The sequence below is a fragment of the Bacillus sp. Je.9.29.b genome (genome assembly GCF_051129925.1).
Lineage (GTDB): Bacteria > Bacillota > Bacilli > Bacillales > Bacillaceae > Bacillus > Bacillus safensis.
This window is the reverse complement of sequence record NZ_JBCPSO010000001.1, coordinates 425,924-447,993: the sequence shown is the minus strand read 5'-3', so window position 1 is coordinate 447,993 and position 22,070 is coordinate 425,924. Positions and strand designations below refer to the sequence as shown.

The window sequence follows — 22,070 nt, the reverse complement described above, 5'->3', positions numbered from 1 at the left end:
ATGATAATGATTATCAGTTTCATTGTCAACCATTTTTTATTTCTTTTTTCTATCAAAAAAAGCAGCCTTCAAGGCTGCCTTTTGTTTACATTTCAGTGTGATAGAAAACTTTTGAAGACTAGGAAGGACGAGTACCGGAGCGGAGCGAATTATACATTCGTGAGCACTAGCACATAGGACTGCGGGCGAATGAGAGGGTTTGCCTTCACGCCGCATCTTCAAATTAATCCATCTTGCTCATATAAATAAGCATACGGAAGGTCTATAAACAAATACATATCTCCCTCTAAAGGATAAGAAAACGTACGTATCCTCTCACCGGTTTCTAAATCACTGTAAATATCGCTGAAAAATCCTTTTCCGCTAATTCTCATTTGAAGAATATTTGCTAGGAAATAAGGACGCCAGCTCCAGTTTTTTTCGATATACTCTGGCTGAAACAGCCATTCTTCTTCTTTTTTGAACACATTTCCAGTGATTTGAAAGCCTTCTTCATTACACATATAAATTCGGAAGCTGCAATCTGTTAGTTCGAGTGCCAGCTTTTGAATGAGCTCATCATTTGTGCTGCACGATTTCTTTAAAGTCGTAACAGCTTGATGAATTCGTTTATAGAATGTTTCAGAATGTTCGTAGACCGCTTGCAGCTTCTTTTTCTCATGGGCAATAAATTGCTGGAATTCTTCTCTAAGCTGATCTTTTCGGTGGCTTCGGTCGATTAATTCTCCTGCAGGCTCATGAAGATAGAACCCTTGAAAATATCTCCCGCCATTTCTCCAAGCATACTGCAGCTGGAAATTTGCTTCAATATCCTCATAAATTAAGGCTGCTCCTATTTTTCTTGCAAGCAATGAAATGCTGTACAAGACATATTCATAGGAAGGAGATGGAGCCGATGCCTTTAATGCCTGTAAATCTATTTTTAATAAATCAGGTGAAAGCAAGGCAATCCGGTCCAGATTACTGCTTTCTTTTCCTATATTTGAGACGGCGATTTTAATCCCATATGTACGATAATACGTTAACGTATGGTATAGCTGTTCAATGTCGCCGCTAAACGTATGTTCTGCAAACTCAATAACAAACCGGTTAAGCTGAATGCCCCGTGTTTCATATTCCTTTAAAAGTTCTAAAAAGCTTTCTCCATGATCCAGCATGAGGATATTGGCATCATGATTAATAAAAATGAGCAAATCGTCATCTGCAGTTGTGAAGAGATCAAGTGCTTGAGTCAATACTTTGTGATCTACTTCCAATTTATATTCGTCAGGAATAGATGAATCCGTAAAGAAGGAGCCTAGGCTGACCGTTTCTGACTCAAGCTTCATTCTTCCTAGAATCTCATAGCCTATCACTTTTTGCTCTTCCGCACTGAATATTGCTTGATAGTGCGGGAAAACATCTTCAATATTCGTTAAAATATCCAATGGATCGACCATTTTCATCACCTGCTTCTCTCTTTGTGTGATTATACCACATCAAAAGCAGGTCTTACATCGTCAATCAAAATGGTGATTGGTTGAGCCATTGTCCCCCATCCATCGTGATACAATCTCCATTTATATAAGACGCATGCTCAGACAATAAAAAGCTCGCAAGCGCTGCAATTTCCTCAGGTGTGCCCAGTCTGCCAAGAGGAACACTATCTAATGTTCTTTGCGCTGCCTCTTCAGATTCCCATAGTTTATCTGCACCGCCTGTTCTCTCAATTGGACCTGGTGCGATCGCATTGACGCGAATTCGATATTGCTTCCCCCATTCCACAGCAAGCGTTCGAGTGAGAGACAACACACCGGCCTTTGCTGCCGCCGAATGCGCCACGCCTACACCAGCACCCCATGCATAGGTGGCCACCATGTTAATCATACTTCCTCTTTTCTTTTGACGAATCCAGTAATTCCCCACTGCATGGCTGCAAAAAAATGTACCATTTAACACAATATCAATGACAGCCTTCCAGCCGTTAGGAGACAGTTTTTCTGCTGGCACTAAAAAATTTCCTGCTGCGTTGTTAATGAGGGCATCGACATCACCAAATGTATCCACTGCAAACTTGACCATTTGGTCAGCATCCTCTGGGTTTCGTACATCCATTTGGAAATAAGCGACCGATCCGCCCTTCTGCTTCATTTCTTTTGCCGTTTTTTCCAGCGTCTCTTCCGTTCTACCAGTAATCACGACATTCCAGCCTTCAGCTGCCAAATGAGCAGCCATCGCCTTCCCCATACCGCTTGATCCCCCTGTGACAATCACTATTTGTTTCGTCATTTGTTCTCCCCCTCTGTGTCATTTGAATGACTATTCATTCATTATTGTCTATCATATCATGATTGACCCTCGGTGCACCATATGGGAGATTATCCAAATATGATGCTATACTTAATTTTATTTATAAAGGAGTCTTATATGAAGCAGCTTTCCCGCAGACAATTTTTAAAAGGAGCAGCTGGTGCGAGTATTCTCGGTTTTTTGGCTACAAGTTGTGGATATGGATATGCCAGGTACATTGAGCCGCGCATGATCGATACCGTGTCACTGACCATTCAAGATGCTCAGCTTCCAGCTTCATTTGACCAGTTTAAAATAGCCCAATTTAGTGACGTTCATTTGAGTGATACATTCGCTGCGAAGAATCTAGAAGCCATCGTCCAGAAAATCAATGCTGCATCTCCAGATCTCATTGTGTTCACAGGTGATCTCGTTGATTTTCAAGCATCCTCTGAAGAGCATGAAAAAGCGAAGGCTTATTTGAATAAGCTTCATGCTCCGTTCGGTAAGCTTGCCATCTACGGAAATCATGACTACGGACCATTTGGCGTGGAGCTTTATGAGAAAACAATGGAGGCTTGTGGATTTACTTTATGTAAAAATGATGTGTTTCTATTAGAAAAAGATCATGCGCATATTCAGATTGCTTCACTGGATGATCTCATGATGAGCGTGCCTGATTACGATTTGATCAAACGGGAAGTATCAACTGATTTATTTACATTACTGCTCGTCCATGAGCCTGATGCCGCATTAGAGCTGAAAGCAACACCTATTAACTTGCAGCTTTCCGGGCATACGCATGGCGGTCAAGTGCAGCTGCCTTTCTATGGACCGATTCTCACAGCACCTTACGGCCGTACATATATAGAAGGTTTATACGGAAGCGATCAGCACCGCATCTATGTCAACCGTGGACTTGGAACAACGCGGCTGCCGCTTCGGTTTTTAGCCAAACCCGAGTTAACCTTTTTTACCTTGACATCTCGCGTATAAATAGAAGCCAAACCGCCCTCTCCTGCATATGTATAATCAAAGATCTTTCTCATGACAAATGTTAGGAGAAACCTTACGGGGCCTGATTCCGTCCATATAGTATGTCAAGCGACGGCATCACGGCTTCTTTTATTTGAGTAAAAGGAGTGTGCTTTGGTGCTTCGATACACGGTGAAAAGCGGGGAAACCCTTGCTTCTATAGCACTTGATTTTCGAACAACAACAGATGCCTTAAAGGCTGCAAATCCGTCACTTCAAGCTCGCGAGCCCGAACAAAATGAGGTCATCATTATTCCTGGTTTGCCGGATCCTAATACGATCCCTTACCGCATCTTTGTTTCGATTTCAACGAAACGTCTTGTTTTGTTTTCTGGATCACAGCTTATTCGTTCGTATCCGATTGCAACAGGGAAAATTTTAAATATGACACCGACAGGTTCTTATTATATTGTCAACAGACAGCCAAACCCAGGAGGTCCCTTTGGCGCTTATTGGCTGAGCCTCTCAAAAATTCATTACGGCATTCACGGTACGAATAACCCGTCTTCAATTGGTAAAGCTGTTTCTAGAGGATGCATTCGCATGTATAATCAGAATGTCATCGAGCTTGCTTCACTCGTTCCAAACGGAACACCTGTGACCATTAGCCAGTAGATGAAATCAATTGTACGAATGGTTAAAATTTTATATGATATAAAGTGGGATCTTCAGGTTAAGGAGCGTATTTATGGATATTTTTAAAAACAGAAATTTTGTTCGTCTCTTTTTTGCGGCACTTGCTTCGCAAATGGGGACAACAGTAGGCAATATGGCGTTTGCCTTTTATTTGCTCGACCATTTTAGTCATCAGCCCGCATACGCCACATTGGCTGAGCTTATGTATTCTCTTCCTACTGTCTTTGTCTTTTTTATGGTCGGTGTGGTCGCAGACCGGTTTGATCGTAAAAAAGTCGCAGAGAATTGTGATTGGATACGAGCTGGGCTGACGATTGTATTATTCATCGTTATTTATTTTAATTCACTGCCACTTATTTTCTTGATCTTGTTTATTCGAAGTGCCATTACGAAATTCTTCTATCCAGCTGAAGCTTCTCTCGTTCAGGCCATTTTAAATAAAGATCAATATGCAAAAGCCGCTGGCTTAAATCAAATGCTGTTTAGTTTATTTATGGTATTTGGCGTTGGACTCGGTGCCATTATGTATAAAACGATTGGTCTTCACGGTGCCATTACAATTGATTTAGTCAGCTTTATTATTTCAGGCATCCTGATTCGTTCATGTAACATTCCAATTGAAGCGCGTCAGCCAAATGGACAAGCTGGCTGGAGAGGCATGACCATTAAAACGTCTCTAAAAGATTTTAAAGAAGGCATACTGTATATTTTAAAAAATAAATTATTGGCTTCTTTAATTTTTGGCTTTTTTGTTTTCGGTCTAGTCAATGGCGCATTTGCCGTTCTTCCGATGTTTACAATGAAATATGGACTTTCACCAGACCATTTTGAACTGCATACATCCTTCTTTACAATTGCGATCGGTGCAGGATTGCTCGTTGGAAGCTTAATGGGCTCTGTCCTCGCTAAGAAGGTAAAGATGCAATATCTCATGTCGATTCCAATTCTGGTCGCAGGTATTTTGATTTTTGTCCTTGGTTCTACCCATACATTATGGTTGTTTTATGTCACATCATTTGTCATTGGTACATGCATTGGCCCAGTCAACATTGTCATTGGCGGCTGGCTGCCTAGAATCGTCCACCCTCGCCTGATGGGCCGTGTGTCAGGATGGGTTGATCCGCTTACTATGTTTGCTCAATCGATGACATTAGGTCTGATTGCTGTATTATTTCCAAAACTCATCACAAATGTTTCTTATATTTATTACGGAATGGGCTTTATTATTTTACTCGTCTTCCTTTTTTACTTCATTACACTGCCAAAGTTCAGCAGAGAAGCTGCCGACTTAGACGTGCAGCGTGAACTAAAGGGTCAAGGAGTTCAATAAATGAATAGTCAAAAGGACTTTCTTTATAAAGAAAGTCTTTTTTTCATTTTTATCATATCTTGCAGCACTAAACCCTCCATCGATATAGTATCTCTCGTTATGTTGATCCCTTTTTTTGGGTTTTTATATAACAAAAATGTGTATAAAATTACAACATTTTTAATAAAACCCCTTTACATTTGGAAGTTTTATAGTAGTATAGTCAGGTTGGAGGTGAAAGAAATGCTAAAAAGCTACTATTTTATTCATACAAAAGATCAACAGGGACAATTTGTTGTACATACAGAAGATTGTGCATTTTTAGGTGATGCTGCAAGCCGAACGTTGATTGGCCTGCATATGAATGGTGAAAGCGCCATTGAAGAAGCCAAACAATTGACGAATGAAGCTGATTTTAATGGATGTTTCTATTGCGCTTATTCTATTCATACAAAATAAAACATGATGTTATGTTTGTCTTACATATGATAAATCTGCAGTCATCTAAACCTATTTAACTTTAATTTGTAAAATAAAAATTCTCCCTATTAAAGGGAGAATGAATTATATATATTAGTTATTAACTTTTATGAGGTTTCTAACGTTTTTTTATATTAATTGTTTTAGATTGTACATACCCTAGATCTTTACCATTCTTACTAGATAAATCGACATGTACAACAGCTTCATATCCTCTATGTTTGTATTCTGGTAGATTTAAGCTTAATTTTTTCAGCGGGGTTTTATATTTAAAACTCCCTCTTTCAAATTTTGCGGTATATGTATAGAGTCCGATTGGGGACAAATGAGCATCATATCTTAGTTCACCACATTTACCATTTTGTTCAATTGTAAAATCAACAGTTTTAGCTTTTTTAGAATAATTGGTAGCATCTGTCCATACTCTTACCTTACATGTAGATTTAGCAAAATAAGGGGTTTGCCAATTGCTAGTAGCAGCTGATGCATCGATAGAAAAAAAGATTGATACACATAAAAATACAAACGATATTACTAGTCTTAACTTCATAAAATCACCCTTTTTTTAAAATATATAGAAATTATATAATATTATTACATTTTGATCAACAATTCTTTCTGAATTACAATATACCAAAACGTTTTCAAAATTATTTATTCAATTTTCATATTATAAATAATTTTTTCGTATTTAATCCCATTTTGTTTCTATAATAAACATCAAAGTCATGTTCATAATTTAAAAAAAATGCCGACCAAGTCCAATACATATATCACTTTTAACCATAACCCTATTTGCAATTTACTAATAAAAACGTATAATTTATACTAAGCACAGGAAGACGAAAGACAAAGGAGAGAAAAAATGGACGATTATGCTCATACTAAAGACATAGAACCTACAGCAGAAAACATCGCAAAAGCCATTTATACTGTTAACCGCCATGCTAAAACCGCACCAAACCCCAAGTTTCTTTATCTTTTGAAAAAACGCGCGCTGCAAAAACTATTGCAAGAAGGTAAAGGAAGAAAAGTGGGCCTACATTTCTCTAACAATCCCAAGTATAGTCAACAACAGTCCGACGTGCTGATTGAAATTGGAGATTATTATTTTCACCTGCCACCAACGAAAGAAGACTTCGAATTTTTGCCACACTTAGGAAATTTAAATCAATCATATCGCAATCCGAAAGCGAATATGTCATTAAACCGAGCAAAGCAAATACTTCAAACGTATGTCGGTTTAAAAGAAAAACCTGCCGCCACAAAACAAAAATCACATTACACAAAGCCCGTCTTCAAACGACTCGGGGAAAGTTATTTTTAAACAGAAAAAACCACTCATACCGAGTGGTTTTTTGTTTAGATAATAAAATGATCGACTTTTTCAATCAGCTGATGAATTTCTGGTTTACTGATTTGATCATCTGCCCCGATCGTTTCCCCTTTATGACGCAAATCTTCAGTAATTAACGAAGAGAAAATAAGAATCGGAATGGAATTTGTTAAAGGATTGTCCTTGAGCAGTTTTGTTAACCGGTGGCCATCCATTTTAGGCATTTCAATATCCGTAATAATCATATCAATTTCTTCTGTGACACTGATTCCTTTGCTGACAAGGTCCATGACATGATCATATGCCTGTTTGCCATCTTCAAAGGTCACAATGTTTTTATAGCCTGCTTCGGTTAATTCATTTGTTAATAAACGCATGAGAAGCGGAGAATCTTCAACGACATACAGTTTCTTCCCTGTTCTTCTCTCGTCTTTCTCACCGTCAAACATATGATACGTATCAACACCAGAAGCGGATTCAATATCATAAATGATTTTTTCGTAATCTGGAAGGAAAATCATTTTTTCATCAAGCTTAATGATGCCCGTTAAATGACGGTCCATCCCTTGATTGAGTGCAGTCGGCTTCTCAATCTCTTCCCAGCTGACGCGGTGAATTTGTGATACCGTTCCTGTATGGAACACAAATTTCCGTTGGTTGAATTCAGTCACAATATATTTCTCTTGTTCTGACTGATCTGACTCGACATTAAAAAAGGAAAATAGATTGATGACTGGTAAAATCTCGCCTCGTAAACTAATCATCCCTTCTACATCTTGGTGAGAGTGCGGTACAACCGTCACCTCAACCGGCTGAATGATTTCTCTTACTTTCATGACGTTAATGCCGAATTGATTTGCACCAATTTCAAACTTCACAATTTCCAATTCATTGGTACCAGAGTCAAGTAAAATTTCTTGTTTGTTTAAAGCCACGGAAATCCCTCTATTCTTCAATATAAGATTGTACTTTTTATATCGGCAGCATAGGTAAAAAGTTGACGTTTCTTTACGCTTTCTCTCGAACGAATTGATGAATCACAAGTCCTATCGCTGCAAGGATGAGCAAAGACCCTAGTGCAAGGCGGCTTGCGAGATTTCCGTGCTCTGCAAACAGCAGGGTAACTGAGCCATAAATGATCGGCCCGATAATTGAAGATACCTTCCCTGAGAATGCAAAGAGGCCAAAAAACTGTCCCCTTTTTTCCTTCGGTGTCAGTTCAATAATCAAGATTCGTGATGCTCCCCAGCTTGCGCCAAGTGAAATCCCGAATAAACTGCCCGCTATCCAGAAGACCCATTCGGTTGCCGCTGTCACAGCCAGAATGAGCGCCACAATCAAAATGACATACACGACTGTAATCGATCGCTTTGCCCCTATCGCTTTTGTGATATAACCAAACAGAAAGGAGCCAATGATACTTGAAATGGTCGACACAAGATAGAGCAAAATAAATTGCCCAGCAGTAAAGCCAATGATGATTTTGGCATAAACAGCCATCATCGCAATCGCTGTTTGTAAAGCATCATTCATAAAAAAGAAAGCAATCATAAAGATAAAAGCTGGCTTGTACTTTTTCATCTCTTTAAACGTGTGAATAATCTCTTTATACCCGCTGAAAAAAGACGCCTTTTTCTCTCGCTGAGGCAGCGGATGAGGATCTTTTACAAAAAAGAGAAAGGGTAGAAAAAAGAGAAGGAATAAAAGAGCTGTCGGAATAAATGCTTCATGAAACTGGTCATTGCCGACAAGTAAATAAACAGAGAGACCGACAAGTGTTCCTAAATAGCCAACGGCGATACCAAATCCTGAAATAAGCGGGATTTCTTCCTTTGTCCCAAGATCGGGCAAAATGGTGTCATAGAAAACAAGACTAGAATGATAAAAAAACTTTGCGATCACAAACAAGGTAACCACGACTAATAAAGAAACAGGCAGCCCAAACCATTCACTTGAGAAATCAATCCCAGCAAAAATCCCCATCAAAAGCGTACAGGCAATACATATGAACGTAAACACCGTAATGTAGCGTTTCTTTTTTCCTGTACGATCAATCAGCACTCCGTATAAAGGTGTAAAAATGACGAGAAAAAAGCTGGCTAGTGCGTTTGCATAAGAAATAAAGGTGCTGGCGATCTGGTCCATTCTCGCACTGTCCCCGATCGTTTCCTGCAAGTAAAACGGGAAGAAAATGGTGATCATATTTGATGAAAAGATCGTATTTGCAAAATCATACAACGCCCAGGCCAGCACAGGTGCTGTCAAAAACAGCCCAAAGCCTGCCCCTTTTTTCTGTGCGGTCTTTTTTCCTGTTCTCAATCGATTGTCTCCCTTCCCTGCCTCATTTTTCACTATCATTCTATTTTATGTGCTGTTTCCCTCATCCATACAAGCGATCTATGAAAAAAAGCACCTCTTACCATATATAGCAGAGGTGCTTTTTTCGTTATTTCTTCACAACAATGGTGCTTGCAATCAAATCGTGAAGTGCTTGTTTTTTCTCTGTGAAAAAGGCAATGATATAGCCAATATATAAGATCGGAGACAAAAAGCCTTTTGCAAAGAAGCGGCCAGTTGCACGGCCAAATGTGACCTTTTCGCCTGTCACTTTTGTTACTTTGATGCCGAGAGCCATCTTTCCAAGTGTTCCTTGCAATTTTGATGATTCCATGATGGCGTAATAAAGCCATGTCACCACGGTACCCATCAAGATCGCCCCTATATAGAAAAAGATCAGTCCCATAATAGCTTCCCATTCCTCATCCGTTATGACGGTTGAAGAATAGTAATAACTTTCGTCATCCATTATCATTGCTGCCTCTGGGCTTGAGATAAAAAAGACTGACGCCAAAATAAACATGATAAATGCAATTGGTACTCCGATAATGATACCGTCCAAAAGGTGGGCAAGAAAACGATAGCCTACACCTGCTAGCTCAGGATGCTTCTTTTCTTGAATGTGTGGTTCTGTTATGTTGGTTTCCATCCTATTTCTCCTTTATTATGTATGTTTTCTATAAATTTCTTATAATCATTCGTTATTATATCCTATGAATATAGCAAGATCAATGGAGCTTTACACTTTTACATACATTTTAGATCAGTTTGATCTAAGCAATTTATGTGAATAAATACTGAAAATTTGTGAAAAACATGGCACTTCTAGTTCTTTTACCTCCTGATTTTTTAACATTTTGTGATATTTTCGTCTTGTTTCCATTCTTCTGTTGACAATGATTCTTCAAATGGTACAATAGTCAAGGATTTTTTAAAGAAAGGTGTTCATGATGGGAACTGTCGTATTATTAAAGAACAACGAAATGACTGTAATTGAAGATATTTGCGAGGCTGATTTTTTAGATATGAAGCATGGTTTGTCAAATGATGACACAGCTTATATCTCTTGGTATGAAGACTACGATACTGCTTATGGATATTGATTTCATTTCATAGATGAAGCGTAAAAAAAGGCGATACAACCTGAGAATAGGTTGATCGCCTTTTTTACGTTTGTGCGCTTCTTTCACTTTCAGGTTCCACATGAATAAAGATTTGTGCATGCGGAAATTCCAGCTGAATCTTCTCTTCAATTCGATCACATAATTGGTGAACATCTTCAATCGTTGTCTTTCCATCTACAATCAAATGAAAATCAATATATTCCTCGGCACCAGACCGCCTTGTTCGAAAATCATGATATTCAATAAATTCTTGACTGAATCCTTGAATGATCGCTTCGATTGATTGTTCTTCCTCTGGTGTTAATCGAGCATCAACAAGCGGCGGGAAGGCTTCCTTCATGAGTTTAAACGCTTCACGCATAATAAAGAGGGCCAAAACCATTCCAATGATCGGATCTAAGAAATACCAGTCGGTTAATGCCACAAGCAATAAACTAAATGCCACCCCTAGTGACGTAAACACATCCGTTAAAAGATGCAGCGCATTTGATTTCATGGCGACTGAATGTACTCGCTCAGCCTCTTTGTTCACAATCCTCGAAACAACAAAATTGATGAGCGCGCCTAGCAGCATGACCACAATACCAAGCACAGGCAGCTTGACTGGCTCTGGATTCATTAATTTGTGAACACATTCGTATATAATCCAAATGCCAGCAACAAAAATCAGCAGGGTCTCAATCGTTCCAGAAATATTTTCGACTTTTCCATGTCCATAAGGATGTTTAGAATCTGCTGGCTTTCTTGAAATACGAACAGAAATAAAGGCAATAAACGACGCCATTAAATCGAGAAACGAATGAATGGCTTCTGATAAAACCGCAACAGATCCGGTTAAAAGACCCACAATGATTTTTAAGATGACCACAAATGTGTTGCTCAGCACGGATAGGAACGCGATTTTCGATGTCTTCGCTGTTTGTTCCATCTATCGTCCTCCTTTAGGAGATCGTATGTCTATGAAAGCCATTCCCATGACCCTGATTCTCACGTTCTTTCAGTTTACGCAGTTTTGCCGTTTTCTAATCATCTTCATCACAGCCTGTATTTTCTCTTGAGGTTACGCTATAATAAATGTTGCTCTTTCTTCAATATATCACTCATGCGGTGATGGATAGGAGAATAGACTACATATAACGATATCCAGTGCCTTTCGCAGGTGACATTTATGCAGTGAATGGTAAAATAGGATAAAAACATAAATTTTTAAGGTGATGAGAAATGGAGCATTTGCTGAATCCAAGAGTAAAGGATATTGAAATTTCAGGCATTCGAACATTTTCAAATCTCGTATCGTCATATGAGGATGTCGTTTCATTGACGATAGGCCAGCCCGATTTTTATACGCCGCATCATGTCAAAACAGCTGCCAAAGCAGCCATTGACGAGAATTTCACCTCATACACTCACAATGCTGGTTTCCTAGAGCTAAGACAAGCGATCCAGCGTTATATCAAGAAGAAAGTGAATCTTGATTATAATGCAGAGTCAGAAATCATTGTGACGACAGGTGCAAGTCAAGCAATTGATGCTGCGTTTCGAACCATTTTAACAGAAGGCGATGAGGTCATTTTACCTGGACCTGTATACCCCGGATATGAACCGATCATTCGAATGTGCGGTGCCATGCCCGTACATATTGACACAACGAATGCTGGCTTTAAATTGAATGCCAAGCTGATTGAGGATGCGTTAACGGAAAAGACAAAGTGTGTGGTTCTTCCTTACCCTTCAAACCCGACTGGTGTCACGCTTTCAGAAGAAGAATTGAAAGAAATTGCCCAGCTCCTTGAAGGAAAAGACATCTTTATTTTATCCGATGAAATCTACAGCGAGCTGACATTTGACCGGCCGCATCAATCAATTGCCTCTTTCTTAAAAGAACAGACCATTGTCATCAATGGACTGTCTAAATCTCATAGCATGACTGGATGGAGAATTGGATTTTTATTTGTTTCAGCTCCAATTGCTAAACATGTATTAAAAGTACATCAATATAACGTGTCTTGTGCCTCGGCTGTCTCACAAAAGGCGGCACTTGAAGCTGTGACAAATGGTGTGGATGATGCACTGATCATGAGAGAGCAATATAAGAAAAGACTCGATTATGTATATGATCGGCTCATTTCTATGGGGCTTCCGGTGATTAAACCTTCTGGCGCTTTTTATATTTTTCCATCCATTGAATCGTTTGGGATGAGTTCCTTTGATTTTTGCATGGAGCTGTTAGAAAGTACAAGACTTGCGGTCGTACCAGGCTCTGCCTTCTCTCCACTCGGCGAAGGGTACGTGCGCCTGTCTTATGCTTATTCACTTGAAACGCTGAAAGAAGGACTTGACCGGCTAGAACAATTTGTACTTGAAAAACGTTCCATTCATTCGCTAGATTGAAACAACGGCCCTCTTGCCGTTGTTTTTATTTTGCAGGAAACATGATGTGAAAAACGGTGCCCTTTTCAGGCTGACTATCCACACGGATCGTCCCGTTATGATTTTCTAAAATATTAAATGTGACCATGAGGCCAAGTCCGGTTCCTTTTTCCTTTGTGGTTAAAAAGGGCTCTCCAATCCGCTTCATCACCGATTCAGGAATCCCGACCCCTTCATCACGAATGGTGACAAGTATTCCATCACTTTCTGCTTTGGCCGTGATGTCTACCTTTCCTCCGTCCGGCATGGATTCTACGGCATTTTTGATTAAATTGATAAACACTTGCTTGAGCTGATTTTGATCTCCGTTTATCAGAAGACCTTCCTCTATCTCACTTGTGTTCATTAAAATGCCATTTAAGTTCGCTTGTGTTTCTAACAAGGCCGTGACTTCGCTGATGATTTTTTTCAAATCAAGCGTCTGCATCGATGCCGTTTGCTGTGGTTTTGCCAGCATTAGCAGCTCACTCAATATAATTTCTATTCGGCTCAGCTCAGAGAAAACAATCTCGAAGTATTGATCGCGATCTTTTGTTTTCGGTTTAATGAGCTGTAAAAAGCCTTTGATGGCGGTCAATGGATTTCTGATTTCATGTGCAATGCCAGCCGCCAATTGACCTGCGATCGATAATTTTTCTGAGCGGAGCATGAGCTCTTCTGTCTGTTTACGTTCGGAGATATCTCTTAATATAATTTGAACCGCTGTTTCTCCAAAGAATGTAGTTGGGATACAGACCATTTCTGTATAAATCAGCTTATGTTTAAACGTATGACAGCTCATCGTGACAATCTCAGAATCTGATGCTCTTTCAATAATACGTGATAAGCTCTTTTTAACCTTTTGCTGATCACAGGAATGGATTTGATGAAAGATATCCTTTCCTATTAATTTATCGTAATGCTCGGCTTCAAATAATTTAATGCCTGATTCATTCATAAATACCCACTTGTGATCATGGATGACCGCAATCGTATCAATGGAGTTTTGAATGAGCAGCTGATACCTCTCCCGGCTTTTTTGAAGAACGGTTTGGAATTTTTTACGGGATGAGATGTCCACGAGCAGCAAAAGCTCTGCCCGCTGATTTTGATAAATCGTCGGTGATGACTTTACCTCAATATGAATACTGCTCCCATCTTGACGCTTCCATATCTGTTCAATCATTCCGACTGGAAGGCCTTGCTGCAGCCTTGTTATTCGGCTTCTGACAATATCATGGTACTCTTCAGCAATAAAATCAAACGCGGACTTGCCGATCATGTCATCTCTTGCACTTACCCCCATTAATTGCAGCATCGCATCATTCGCATACACAATTTTCCCTAAAGTCGTAATACATAACGGATTTGGCAGCATGGCAATCAATTGTTCAGCTTCACTGACATTTTGGAAAGCCGGCAGACTGCCTAACGACTGTTCTGCTACTTTTGATGTTGTTTGAAATGCTGCTTTTTGGGGCTCAGTATCCAGCACCCTCATTTTCAGGATCATTTCTCTACTTACTTCGCTACCTAACCCATCACAAGCAACAAAATCAATGCTTGCTTCGATCCATACAGCTGTCAGATCACTTCTTAACAGTCTAAAGTGGCAAACCTCTAGCATGTGCTGATTGTAAAAATAACTTTCGACGAGAAATTGATCTTCGGTATGAACAAAGTCTTTCAAAAAACACCCTAGTAAATCCTTTTGTTCATAGAGCAAAAGCTGCTTACAGTTGGAAGAAATGTAGAGAAAGCGGCCATTAGAAGAAAGAACGGCATGTAAATCGATGTTCGAATACAATTGATTCGAATCTTTCATTTGTTGTTCCATCGTCGTCCGACCCTCCTTTTCATTTTTTAGGGTTGTCCTTAGATTGATGTATAAAAAAGATTCGCTAGAAAACCCGTATTTTCCTTCTGTCATCGAGGGAAACGTCCATAAATTCAGCAAAAAGGGAGCACTTTCTGCTGATGTGCTCCCTGCGGTTTATTGTTTTTCATATTTCTTTTGTAATTCAACGTACTTATCCACAATTTTACTTGGGATGTTTTTAATAACAGGATCTTTATCTGAAACATAAGGTGTCACGACACTAAAGGCTACCTCTGGATTAGAAGAAGGATAATATCCTCCAAAGGTTAAGTTGTACGTTGAATTTCCCCACCAGCTGCGGTTGGCGCCATAGTAGAAGGTTTGCGCTGTACCCGTTTTTCCTGCGACATCATGCTGACCAAACCGGCCAGCGGCCGTTCCGCCTGTTGATGTGACCATTTTCAGACCCGTTTTTACGCGGTCAATATCTGCTTTCGAGTTGTTAATCGTATTCAGCACCTTCGGCTCATATTTTTTTACGACTGGGCCTACTTCATCCTTCTTCGTTGGGAGATGAACACTTTTCACTACTCTTGGCTGAATACGGCTCCCGCCATTGGCGATCGTTGACATGTATTGCGCCACTTGAAGCGGTGTATACGTGTCATACTGACCAATTGCTTCATCTAGTAAGAGTCCGCCGACCGTCTTAGGATGCGTCTGCATCCCGCTTGATTCCTGCGGCAGATCGATCCCCGTTTTCACGCCAAGACCGAATTGCGCATAGTAGTTTCTCATTTTTTGTAAGTGCTCAGGCCTTGCAGGTAACGGACCATCCTTTTGATAGGTGATGCCCGCCATTCTCATCGCTACTTGGAACATGTAGACGTTGGAACTTTTTTGGAGTGCCTGAATGTCGTTAACCCATCCAAGATCTTTGTAAGACCGCTTCGGTTTTCCATTACTTCCTGCAAAGTAGAGCGGTGTATCCATATAGGCTTGGTTGTGTGACATTCCGTCTTGATAACCAGAGAGGACAGTGGCTCCTTTGACAACAGAGCCCATTTCGTACTGGGTCGTAAATGTTCCGATTGCATAATCTGTGACGTCTCTGCCGTCCATTTTCTTGCCTGACATCGCGAGAACATCCCCTGTGTGAGGGTCCATCATGACGACAAAGGCACGATCCATCATATAGTTTCTCGCGCTGGCAGATCTAAGCTCTGATTCAACGATTTTGTCGACTTCCTTTTGCAGCTCCATATCAAATGTCAGCGCAAGATCAAGTCCTCTTCGTCCTTCTGTCCGCTTGATTTCATCGAGCAGCTTCCCGCCAACCTGTGTATATTGAACGGTCGCTTTCTCTGGGTTTAGAAAATCCTCGTATTGATATTCTAAATAGCTCTTCCCTACCCGGTCATTTCGCGAGTAGCCTCTTGCCATATAGTAATCTTCACGCTCTTTAATGATTCCTTGCTCTGGTGTAGTCACACCGCCAAGTACATTATAAAGGGTCTTTTCATACGGATATTTTCTTGTCCAGTCGTTGATGACGTTCACACCAGGCAGTTCATCAAGATGCTCTGAGACAAGTGAAATTTCTTCATATGTCAGGCTTACGGATGAAGTTTGTTTTGATTCTTTCGTTTCATCGAGTAAAGCCACTTTTTCGTCCCCTTTTTTCTCTTCGTTTGGGTTCATTGCCTTCACGATTTGGGGCTCAAAGGCATATCCGCCTGTAAATCTACGGTAGATCGCTGCAACAGCTTTTTCCTCTGCATCCTTTTCGATCGCTTTGACTTCTTTCTTTGGGACACGCTCTACTTGAAGCGGATAGACATCCTTTGCATCGATATCTTTTTTCTCCGCTTTTGAAATGAGTTTATCCGCTTCTTTCGGATGGCTCGCCAGCCAAAAATCTCGAATGTCACGCTCTCTCAAAAAATCAGTATCCATTTTTATATAAGTCGCAAGTTTTCTTGCTACCTTAATCTTATCCTTCGCTTTCACACCGCTTTCTGATGTATAAACGATGGCAGGTACACTTTCGTTATCAACGACGACTCTTCCTCTCGCGTCATACATTTTTCCTCTTGGAGACGGGTATGATGCTGTTTTGACCTCTGTTCGGTTGGCTTGCTTTTTATAATCTTCACCATTGACGATTTGCAGCACACCCAGCTTGATCACAAGTCCAGCAAATAAACTAAATACAGCGAAGAAAAAGAGATTAATTCTCCAGGCGTTCCGGCGCTTGATTTTTTTTTGCTCGGCAGCACCTTGATGCTGTTTCTCTCCCACTTATGTAGCTCCTCTCATCCTTTTCAATCTTTTACAATTACCACTCATTATTGTAACACTTTTGTAATAGTTGTTACAGCGAAACGAGTGAAAAAAAGCTGTCAATCCCTAATCTGCAAAAAAATATACTAACACTTTAAAATATTGGTATGTTTATGTCGTTTTCTTTAAATGGAAGAATTCCCTATCCTTTGATATGAAGCGGCTCTTACGATGACTTTAACAAAAATGACAAACTTGCATTGTCAATGGAGGATGCTGGTACGTTTATAACAAAAAGTCCATGTTATGATTTTTTGTGAGAAAACAAAACAAAGATTTTAGGAGGAGTTACAATATGAAGAAGAAATCATTCTTTTTTTCAGCGCTGACAGCTGCTGCACTCATCACGTTCACTGGAGGACATTCAGCTGATGCGAAGGAGCTTAACCTGAAACAAGTAATAAATGTACAGCATCAAGCCATTGATCTTCATACACTAGCAGCAAAATTACATATCTCTTCAGATGTAAACAAGCTAAGCAAGTCGAATCAAAAAGAGATCGAAGCTCTATTAAACAAACTGATCAAAAGCGGTCAACCTGTTACAGGAACAAAAGTAGTAAAAGAAGTAAACAAAGCAAAACAAGAACAAAAACAAGAATCAGTGAAAAAACCAACTGCTTCTAAACCAAGCACTCCAGCAAAAGAAAATACAAACAACAACAGCAACACAAAAGCTGACCAAAAAGACACAACGGCATCAAAAGCAGACAGCAGCTTAAATGCATTTGAAAAAGAAGTGGTTGAGCTTACAAATAAAGAGCGTGCAAAACAAGGCTTAAAGGCCCTTTCTGTTGATTCTAAATTAAGCAAATCTGCTCGCGCAAAATCTCAAGATATGAAAGATAAAAACTATTTCTCTCATACAAGCCCAACTTATGGATCTCCATTTGATCAAATGAAGCAATTCGGTATCACTTACAAATCAGCAGGTGAAAACATTGCCCAAGGTCAAAAATCTCCTCAAGAAGTTGTGACAGCATGGATGAACAGTGAAGGCCACAGAGCGAACATTTTAAACAAAAGCTACACACATATCGGTGTTGGTTATGTGAAATCTGGCAACTACTGGACGCAGCAATTCATCGGAAAATAATATCAAGAAAACCTGTCCCTATTTGGGACAGGTTTTTAGTTTGTTTTGAGGATGCTGCAAACTATTTGACCCATAATTTATAGATGCTCTGGGTCCCGCTGTTTTCTTCGCCCTGTTCGCTCAGCTTTTCATAAAGGGACTTCGCAAGTGAGAGCCCTGGCATTTCTTCCCCCATCAGCTCTGCTTCTTCAAGTGCAATGCCCATATCTTTGATAAAATGCTTCACATAAAACCCTGGCTCGAAATCGCCTTTCAGCATTCTTGGTGCAAGGTTTGACAAAGACCAGCTGCCGGCTGCACCTGTTGTGATGCTTTTGAGCACCTGCTCTGGATCAAGCCCTGATTTTTCGGCATAAGCCATTGCCTCTGCGACACCGACCATTCCCGCTGCAATGGCAATTTGGTTACACATTTTTGTATGCTGACCGCTTCCTGCCGGTCCTTGATATTGAATGTTTTCACCCATTTGCTCAAATAGCGGCAGACAGGCTTCATAGGCTGACCTTTCTCCGCCGATCATAATGGCCAGCGTGCCATTTTTGGCTCCTATGTCTCCGCCTGATACAGGTGCATCTAATGTAAATATACCTCTTTCCTTCGCTTTCAACTCAATTTCTTTTGCAAGCTGAGGCTTCGATGTCGTCATATCAATGAGATATGTACCTGGCGCGGCATGTGCCACAAGCCCATCTTCACCTAAATAGATCTCTTCTACATCAGATGGATATCCCACCATTGTAATGACGGCATCTGCACTTTCTGCAATCTCCTTTACTGCCGGCTTCCATGATGCGCCTTTTTGAATCAATGCGTCTGCTTTTGCTTTCGTTCTTGTATAAACGATCACTTCATAGCCTGCATCCATTAAATGTCCTGCCATACTGCGACCCATTACACCGATTCCTATAAAACCAACTGTTTTGATTTGTGCCATCACTTGTTCCTCCTTAAAGAGACTTTGTCAATCCACCATCAATGATCAGTGTTTGACCTGTCATATATGTATTGGCTTCTGATAAAAGAAACACTGCATATGCTGCAAATTCCTCTGGCTGGTCGTAACGGCCAAGCGGGATCGCTCGTTCAGCCTGTGCTTTGATTTCTTCAACCGTTCGATTCTCTCTTTGTGCGCGGTGCTTCTCCAGCTGTTTCACACGGTCTGTTTCAATTTTTCCCGGTGCTAACGTATTGATCAAAATACCATCCTTTGCAAACTCCAGAGCGGCTGTTTTTGTCCAGCCGGCTATGGCCGGTCTAAATGTATTCGACAGCATCAAGCCCGGGATCGGTTCTTTCACTGACATTGACGCAATATTTAAAACACGTGCGCCGCGTTTTTTCAAATAAGGCAATGCCTCTTTTAATAATCGAATATAGCTGAGTAAATGAAGCTGAAATGATTCGATCCAATCTTCATCTGTTAAGGTGTCGAGCGTTCCTGTTTTAGGCCCGCCTGTATTGTTCACAAGAATGTCTAGACACTTCTCATCACCAGCCGCCGCTTGAACAAGCGCCTTGATTTGCCCGGCGTCAGATACATCACATACTTGATAAGTCAGCTGTCCTTTGACAAGCGGAGACAGCTCCTTGACTGTTTCTTTCAGCTTCTGTTCATGTCTTCCCGAGAGCATCACATCTGCTCCCTCTTTTGCTAGAGCAAAGGCAATCGATTTTCCGATACCTTGACTGCTTGCAGCTACCAATGCTTTTTTTCCAGTTAGATTGACATCCATGTCAACACCTCCTCTAGTTTATTTTATCATACAAAAAGAACCTTGCTCACATCGCAAGGTTCCTTTCCGCTCATTACACCTTAAATCGGTCAACCGCCTGACGCAGTGCCTGGCTTGATTCGTTCAGCATTTCAGTTGAGGTTTTCGTTCTTTCTAACACTTGAACTTGTTCATCTGTAGACGCATGCACTTCCTCAGCTGAGGCAGCAGATTCTTCTGAAATGGCAGCAATACTTTGAATGGAGTCACTCATCTTCTGCTGTTCTTCTGTCATTTCATTAATCTGTGTATGAATGCTGTCGATTGAACCGACAAGTGCCTGCATTTCCATTGTGATGCTGCTGAGTGCCTCACCTGTTGCATTGATGGCGGCACCTTGTTCCTCATTCATTTTACTTGCTGTTGTCATCGCTTCAGCCGCCTTCTTCGATTCATCTTGAATGAGTTTGACGGTTTCACTAATGTGTTTTGTTGACTGCGCAGATTGTTCAGCAAGCTTTCTCACTTCTTCTGCTACTACAGCAAATCCTCGTCCGCTTTCTCCTGCTCTCGCTGCTTCAATGCTTGCATTCAGTGCAAGTAAATTCGTTTGATCCGAGATTTCAGAGATGGCGGTCACGACATTTTCAATATTTTTCGTTTTATGCTCAAGGTCTAGCAGCATTTGCTCAACCTTTTTCGATTCTTCACTCGCTTGTGTTGATTTTTGGACGAGCAAACCAAGTGCGTCAAGCCCTTTATAGCTTGCATCTTCAGATGATTTTGAGTTGGTTTGCATTTGTGAAGCGAGCTCACCCATATGGCGCACTTTCTCATACAAATACTCTGATTTTTCATTAATCGTTTCTGCATCTGACGCCTGCTTAGTCGCTCCTGTTGCCACCTCTTGAATGGCCGTTGCAATCTGTTCGCTAGACAGCAAAGTCTCATTTGAAATGTGGGTCACTTCATCCGCTGATTTCACAACTTGATCTGAAGCCCCTTTCACTTTTTCAATTAACTCCCTGACATCCTCGGTCATTTGATTAATGCTTTTCGTGAGGGAACCAATTTCATCTTGGGATTTCACTGCAAGCGTACTTGTTAAATCGCCTTCTGACACCTTACGCACATGCTCTATTAGACGCTTGATTGGCGTTGTAATGCTTCTTGCCAATAAGAAGCTGAGGATTATCGCAAGAATAATGGCAATGACGGATATAATGATACTTGTCTGATTCATTTGTTCTGTGATCCACAGCAGTTTACTTTTCTCAAAGCTGACACCAACCGTCCAATCAGCTTCTTTGATTTTAGATATGACCGTCAGTTCTTTACTGTCATCAACACCTGAGTTGTCAAGCGCTTTTTTCACAGAAGCGACCTTTGATATGTTTTTTCCTTGCTCTGTTGGATGCGCCAAAAGGGTGCCTGTGCCATCAACTAAGAAAGCGGTCCCCTTATAAGGAATCTCTTGTTCATTTATATACGTTTGAATGGAGGACAGCTTCAAATCAAGTCCAGCGACCCCAATGACCTTTCCATCTTTGACAATCGCCTTCGTGGCTGAGACAATCATTTTTTTCGTTGCTTCATCAATATATGGATCTGTCCAAACGACCTGATCAGGCTTTTCGGCTGCTTGTTTAAACCAGCCTTGTTTAGATGGATCATATCCTTCGCCAAGATCGAACTCCGGAAAGCCGAACATTTTCCCGTCACTTGTTCCTATATAGGCAAACGAAATGAGTTTATCCTGTTCCTGCATGTTTTTTAGTTCATCGTTTTCAAAAGCCAATGTTTGCTTGGTTTGTTTTCGCGCAAATTCTTCAGTCATTGTACTTGTTGCGAGTTTATTAATTGTATTGCCGTAATTATCAAGCTTTTCAGTAATAATGTCTCTCATACTTTCTGCCGTTGCTGCTGCGGTGGTTTTTGCATCTCGTTCAATAAGTGGTCTTAACACTAAGTTGGACCCCACTTGAACAGCCACGACGGTTAAAATTAAAATAACTGAGATGAAAACAGCTATTCTCACTTGAAGTTTCTTAAACATCTCATCACCCCTACATCTACTTTCACACCTTAATTTATATATCGGCAAAATGATACCGCATTCAATAGTTGTAAGAAAATTTAAATAGAAAAAAACAAGCCGTATAGGCT

At 40.5% G+C, this 22,070-nt stretch carries 20 protein-coding genes; 8 read left to right on the top strand and 12 right to left on the bottom strand.

Annotation, left to right across the window (positions count from 1 at the left end):
* Nucleotides 1-218 precede the first annotated feature (218 nt).
* Both AAZR19_RS02355 and fadH read right to left on the bottom strand, forming a co-directional pair.
* Nucleotides 219-1,439 (bottom strand): EAL domain-containing protein, encoded by a 1,221-nt coding sequence (locus AAZR19_RS02355; protein WP_061109969.1) that lies wholly within the window; start codon nucleotides 1,437-1,439, stop codon nucleotides 219-221.
* A gap of 64 nt (nucleotides 1,440-1,503) precedes the next feature.
* Nucleotides 1,504-2,268: a 2,4-dienoyl-CoA reductase gene (gene fadH, locus AAZR19_RS02350; protein ID WP_218676890.1), complete on the bottom strand. Its 765-nt coding sequence runs from the start codon at nucleotides 2,266-2,268 to the stop codon at nucleotides 1,504-1,506.
* 138 nt (nucleotides 2,269-2,406) lie between these two features.
* On the opposite strand from fadH, the gene AAZR19_RS02345 reads away from it, so the two are divergent.
* From AAZR19_RS02345 to AAZR19_RS02330, 4 genes are all read left to right on the top strand, one after another.
* Nucleotides 2,407-3,264, top strand: a complete 858-nt coding sequence (locus AAZR19_RS02345) for a metallophosphoesterase (protein ID WP_163115195.1) — start codon at nucleotides 2,407-2,409, stop codon at nucleotides 3,262-3,264.
* Between the two features lie 156 nt (nucleotides 3,265-3,420).
* Nucleotides 3,421-3,918: a L,D-transpeptidase family protein gene (locus AAZR19_RS02340; RefSeq protein WP_034623332.1), complete on the top strand. Its 498-nt coding sequence runs from the start codon at nucleotides 3,421-3,423 to the stop codon at nucleotides 3,916-3,918.
* Nucleotides 3,919-3,991: 73 nt separating this feature from the next.
* Nucleotides 3,992-5,269 (top strand): MFS transporter, encoded by a 1,278-nt coding sequence (locus AAZR19_RS02335; RefSeq protein ID WP_024426859.1) that lies wholly within the window; start codon nucleotides 3,992-3,994, stop codon nucleotides 5,267-5,269.
* A gap of 222 nt (nucleotides 5,270-5,491) precedes the next feature.
* Complete coding sequence (locus tag AAZR19_RS02330; RefSeq protein ID WP_046310797.1) at nucleotides 5,492-5,707, top strand: hypothetical protein; 216 nt, start codon at nucleotides 5,492-5,494, stop codon at nucleotides 5,705-5,707.
* A 139-nt stretch (nucleotides 5,708-5,846) separates the two neighbouring features.
* Here AAZR19_RS02330 and AAZR19_RS02325 read toward each other — a convergent pair whose 3' ends face one another.
* Complete coding sequence (locus AAZR19_RS02325; protein WP_046310795.1) at nucleotides 5,847-6,278, bottom strand: hypothetical protein; 432 nt, start codon at nucleotides 6,276-6,278, stop codon at nucleotides 5,847-5,849.
* A 315-nt stretch (nucleotides 6,279-6,593) separates the two neighbouring features.
* On the opposite strand from AAZR19_RS02325, the gene AAZR19_RS02320 reads away from it, so the two are divergent.
* Entirely contained in the window at nucleotides 6,594-7,055 is a 462-nt protein-coding gene (locus AAZR19_RS02320) for a YkyB family protein (RefSeq protein WP_008356877.1), read from the top strand.
* A 35-nt stretch (nucleotides 7,056-7,090) separates the two neighbouring features.
* Here the strand turns inward: AAZR19_RS02320 and AAZR19_RS02315 are convergent, their stop codons facing one another.
* The 3 genes from AAZR19_RS02315 to AAZR19_RS02305 all read right to left on the bottom strand — a co-directional run bounded on the left by AAZR19_RS02315 (nucleotide 7,091) and on the right by AAZR19_RS02305 (nucleotide 10,050).
* On the bottom strand, nucleotides 7,091-7,999 hold the full coding sequence (locus AAZR19_RS02315) for a chemotaxis protein (RefSeq protein ID WP_024424709.1): 909 nt from the start codon (nucleotides 7,997-7,999) through the stop codon (nucleotides 7,091-7,093).
* A gap of 73 nt (nucleotides 8,000-8,072) precedes the next feature.
* Nucleotides 8,073-9,383 carry an MFS transporter gene (locus tag AAZR19_RS02310; RefSeq protein WP_034281575.1) on the bottom strand — a complete coding sequence of 437 codons (1,311 nt, stop codon included), beginning with the start codon at nucleotides 9,381-9,383 and terminating at the stop codon, nucleotides 8,073-8,075.
* A gap of 127 nt (nucleotides 9,384-9,510) precedes the next feature.
* Nucleotides 9,511-10,050 carry an RDD family protein gene (locus tag AAZR19_RS02305; RefSeq protein WP_327831795.1) on the bottom strand — a complete coding sequence of 180 codons (540 nt, stop codon included), beginning with the start codon at nucleotides 10,048-10,050 and terminating at the stop codon, nucleotides 9,511-9,513.
* A 301-nt stretch (nucleotides 10,051-10,351) separates the two neighbouring features.
* Here AAZR19_RS02305 and AAZR19_RS02300 point away from each other — a divergent pair, with 301 nt between their 5' ends.
* Nucleotides 10,352-10,504: a hypothetical protein gene (locus tag AAZR19_RS02300; RefSeq protein WP_162842519.1), complete on the top strand. Its 153-nt coding sequence runs from the start codon at nucleotides 10,352-10,354 to the stop codon at nucleotides 10,502-10,504.
* A gap of 64 nt (nucleotides 10,505-10,568) precedes the next feature.
* Here the strand turns inward: AAZR19_RS02300 and AAZR19_RS02295 are convergent, their stop codons facing one another.
* A complete protein-coding gene (locus AAZR19_RS02295; protein WP_024426855.1) occupies nucleotides 10,569-11,453 on the bottom strand; it encodes a cation diffusion facilitator family transporter in 885 nt (294 codons plus the stop codon).
* A gap of 293 nt (nucleotides 11,454-11,746) precedes the next feature.
* On the opposite strand from AAZR19_RS02295, the gene AAZR19_RS02290 reads away from it, so the two are divergent.
* Nucleotides 11,747-12,916: an aminotransferase A gene (locus AAZR19_RS02290; RefSeq protein ID WP_041108786.1), complete on the top strand. Its 1,170-nt coding sequence runs from the start codon at nucleotides 11,747-11,749 to the stop codon at nucleotides 12,914-12,916.
* Between the two features lie 25 nt (nucleotides 12,917-12,941).
* Here AAZR19_RS02290 and AAZR19_RS02285 read toward each other — a convergent pair whose 3' ends face one another.
* Entirely contained in the window at nucleotides 12,942-14,771 is a 1,830-nt protein-coding gene (locus tag AAZR19_RS02285) for a PAS domain-containing sensor histidine kinase (protein ID WP_041108784.1), read from the bottom strand.
* Between the two features lie 156 nt (nucleotides 14,772-14,927).
* Nucleotides 14,928-17,054 (bottom strand): peptidoglycan D,D-transpeptidase FtsI family protein, encoded by a 2,127-nt coding sequence (locus tag AAZR19_RS02280; protein WP_041108782.1) that lies wholly within the window; start codon nucleotides 17,052-17,054, stop codon nucleotides 14,928-14,930.
* A gap of 337 nt (nucleotides 17,055-17,391) precedes the next feature.
* On the opposite strand from AAZR19_RS02280, the gene AAZR19_RS02275 reads away from it, so the two are divergent.
* Nucleotides 17,392-18,192 (top strand): CAP domain-containing protein, encoded by an 801-nt coding sequence (locus tag AAZR19_RS02275; RefSeq protein ID WP_041108781.1) that lies wholly within the window; start codon nucleotides 17,392-17,394, stop codon nucleotides 18,190-18,192.
* Nucleotides 18,193-18,253: 61 nt separating this feature from the next.
* Here the strand turns inward: AAZR19_RS02275 and AAZR19_RS02270 are convergent, their stop codons facing one another.
* From AAZR19_RS02270 to AAZR19_RS02260, 3 genes are all read right to left on the bottom strand, one after another.
* Nucleotides 18,254-19,126, bottom strand: coding sequence for an NAD(P)-dependent oxidoreductase (locus tag AAZR19_RS02270; protein WP_024426850.1), 873 nt, complete (start codon nucleotides 19,124-19,126; stop codon nucleotides 18,254-18,256).
* Between the two features lie 13 nt (nucleotides 19,127-19,139).
* Nucleotides 19,140-19,925, bottom strand: coding sequence for an SDR family oxidoreductase (locus AAZR19_RS02265; protein ID WP_434702196.1), 786 nt, complete (start codon nucleotides 19,923-19,925; stop codon nucleotides 19,140-19,142).
* A 73-nt stretch (nucleotides 19,926-19,998) separates the two neighbouring features.
* A complete protein-coding gene (locus tag AAZR19_RS02260; RefSeq protein WP_041106062.1) occupies nucleotides 19,999-21,960 on the bottom strand; it encodes a methyl-accepting chemotaxis protein in 1,962 nt (653 codons plus the stop codon).
* Nucleotides 21,961-22,070: the final 110 nt, after the last annotated feature.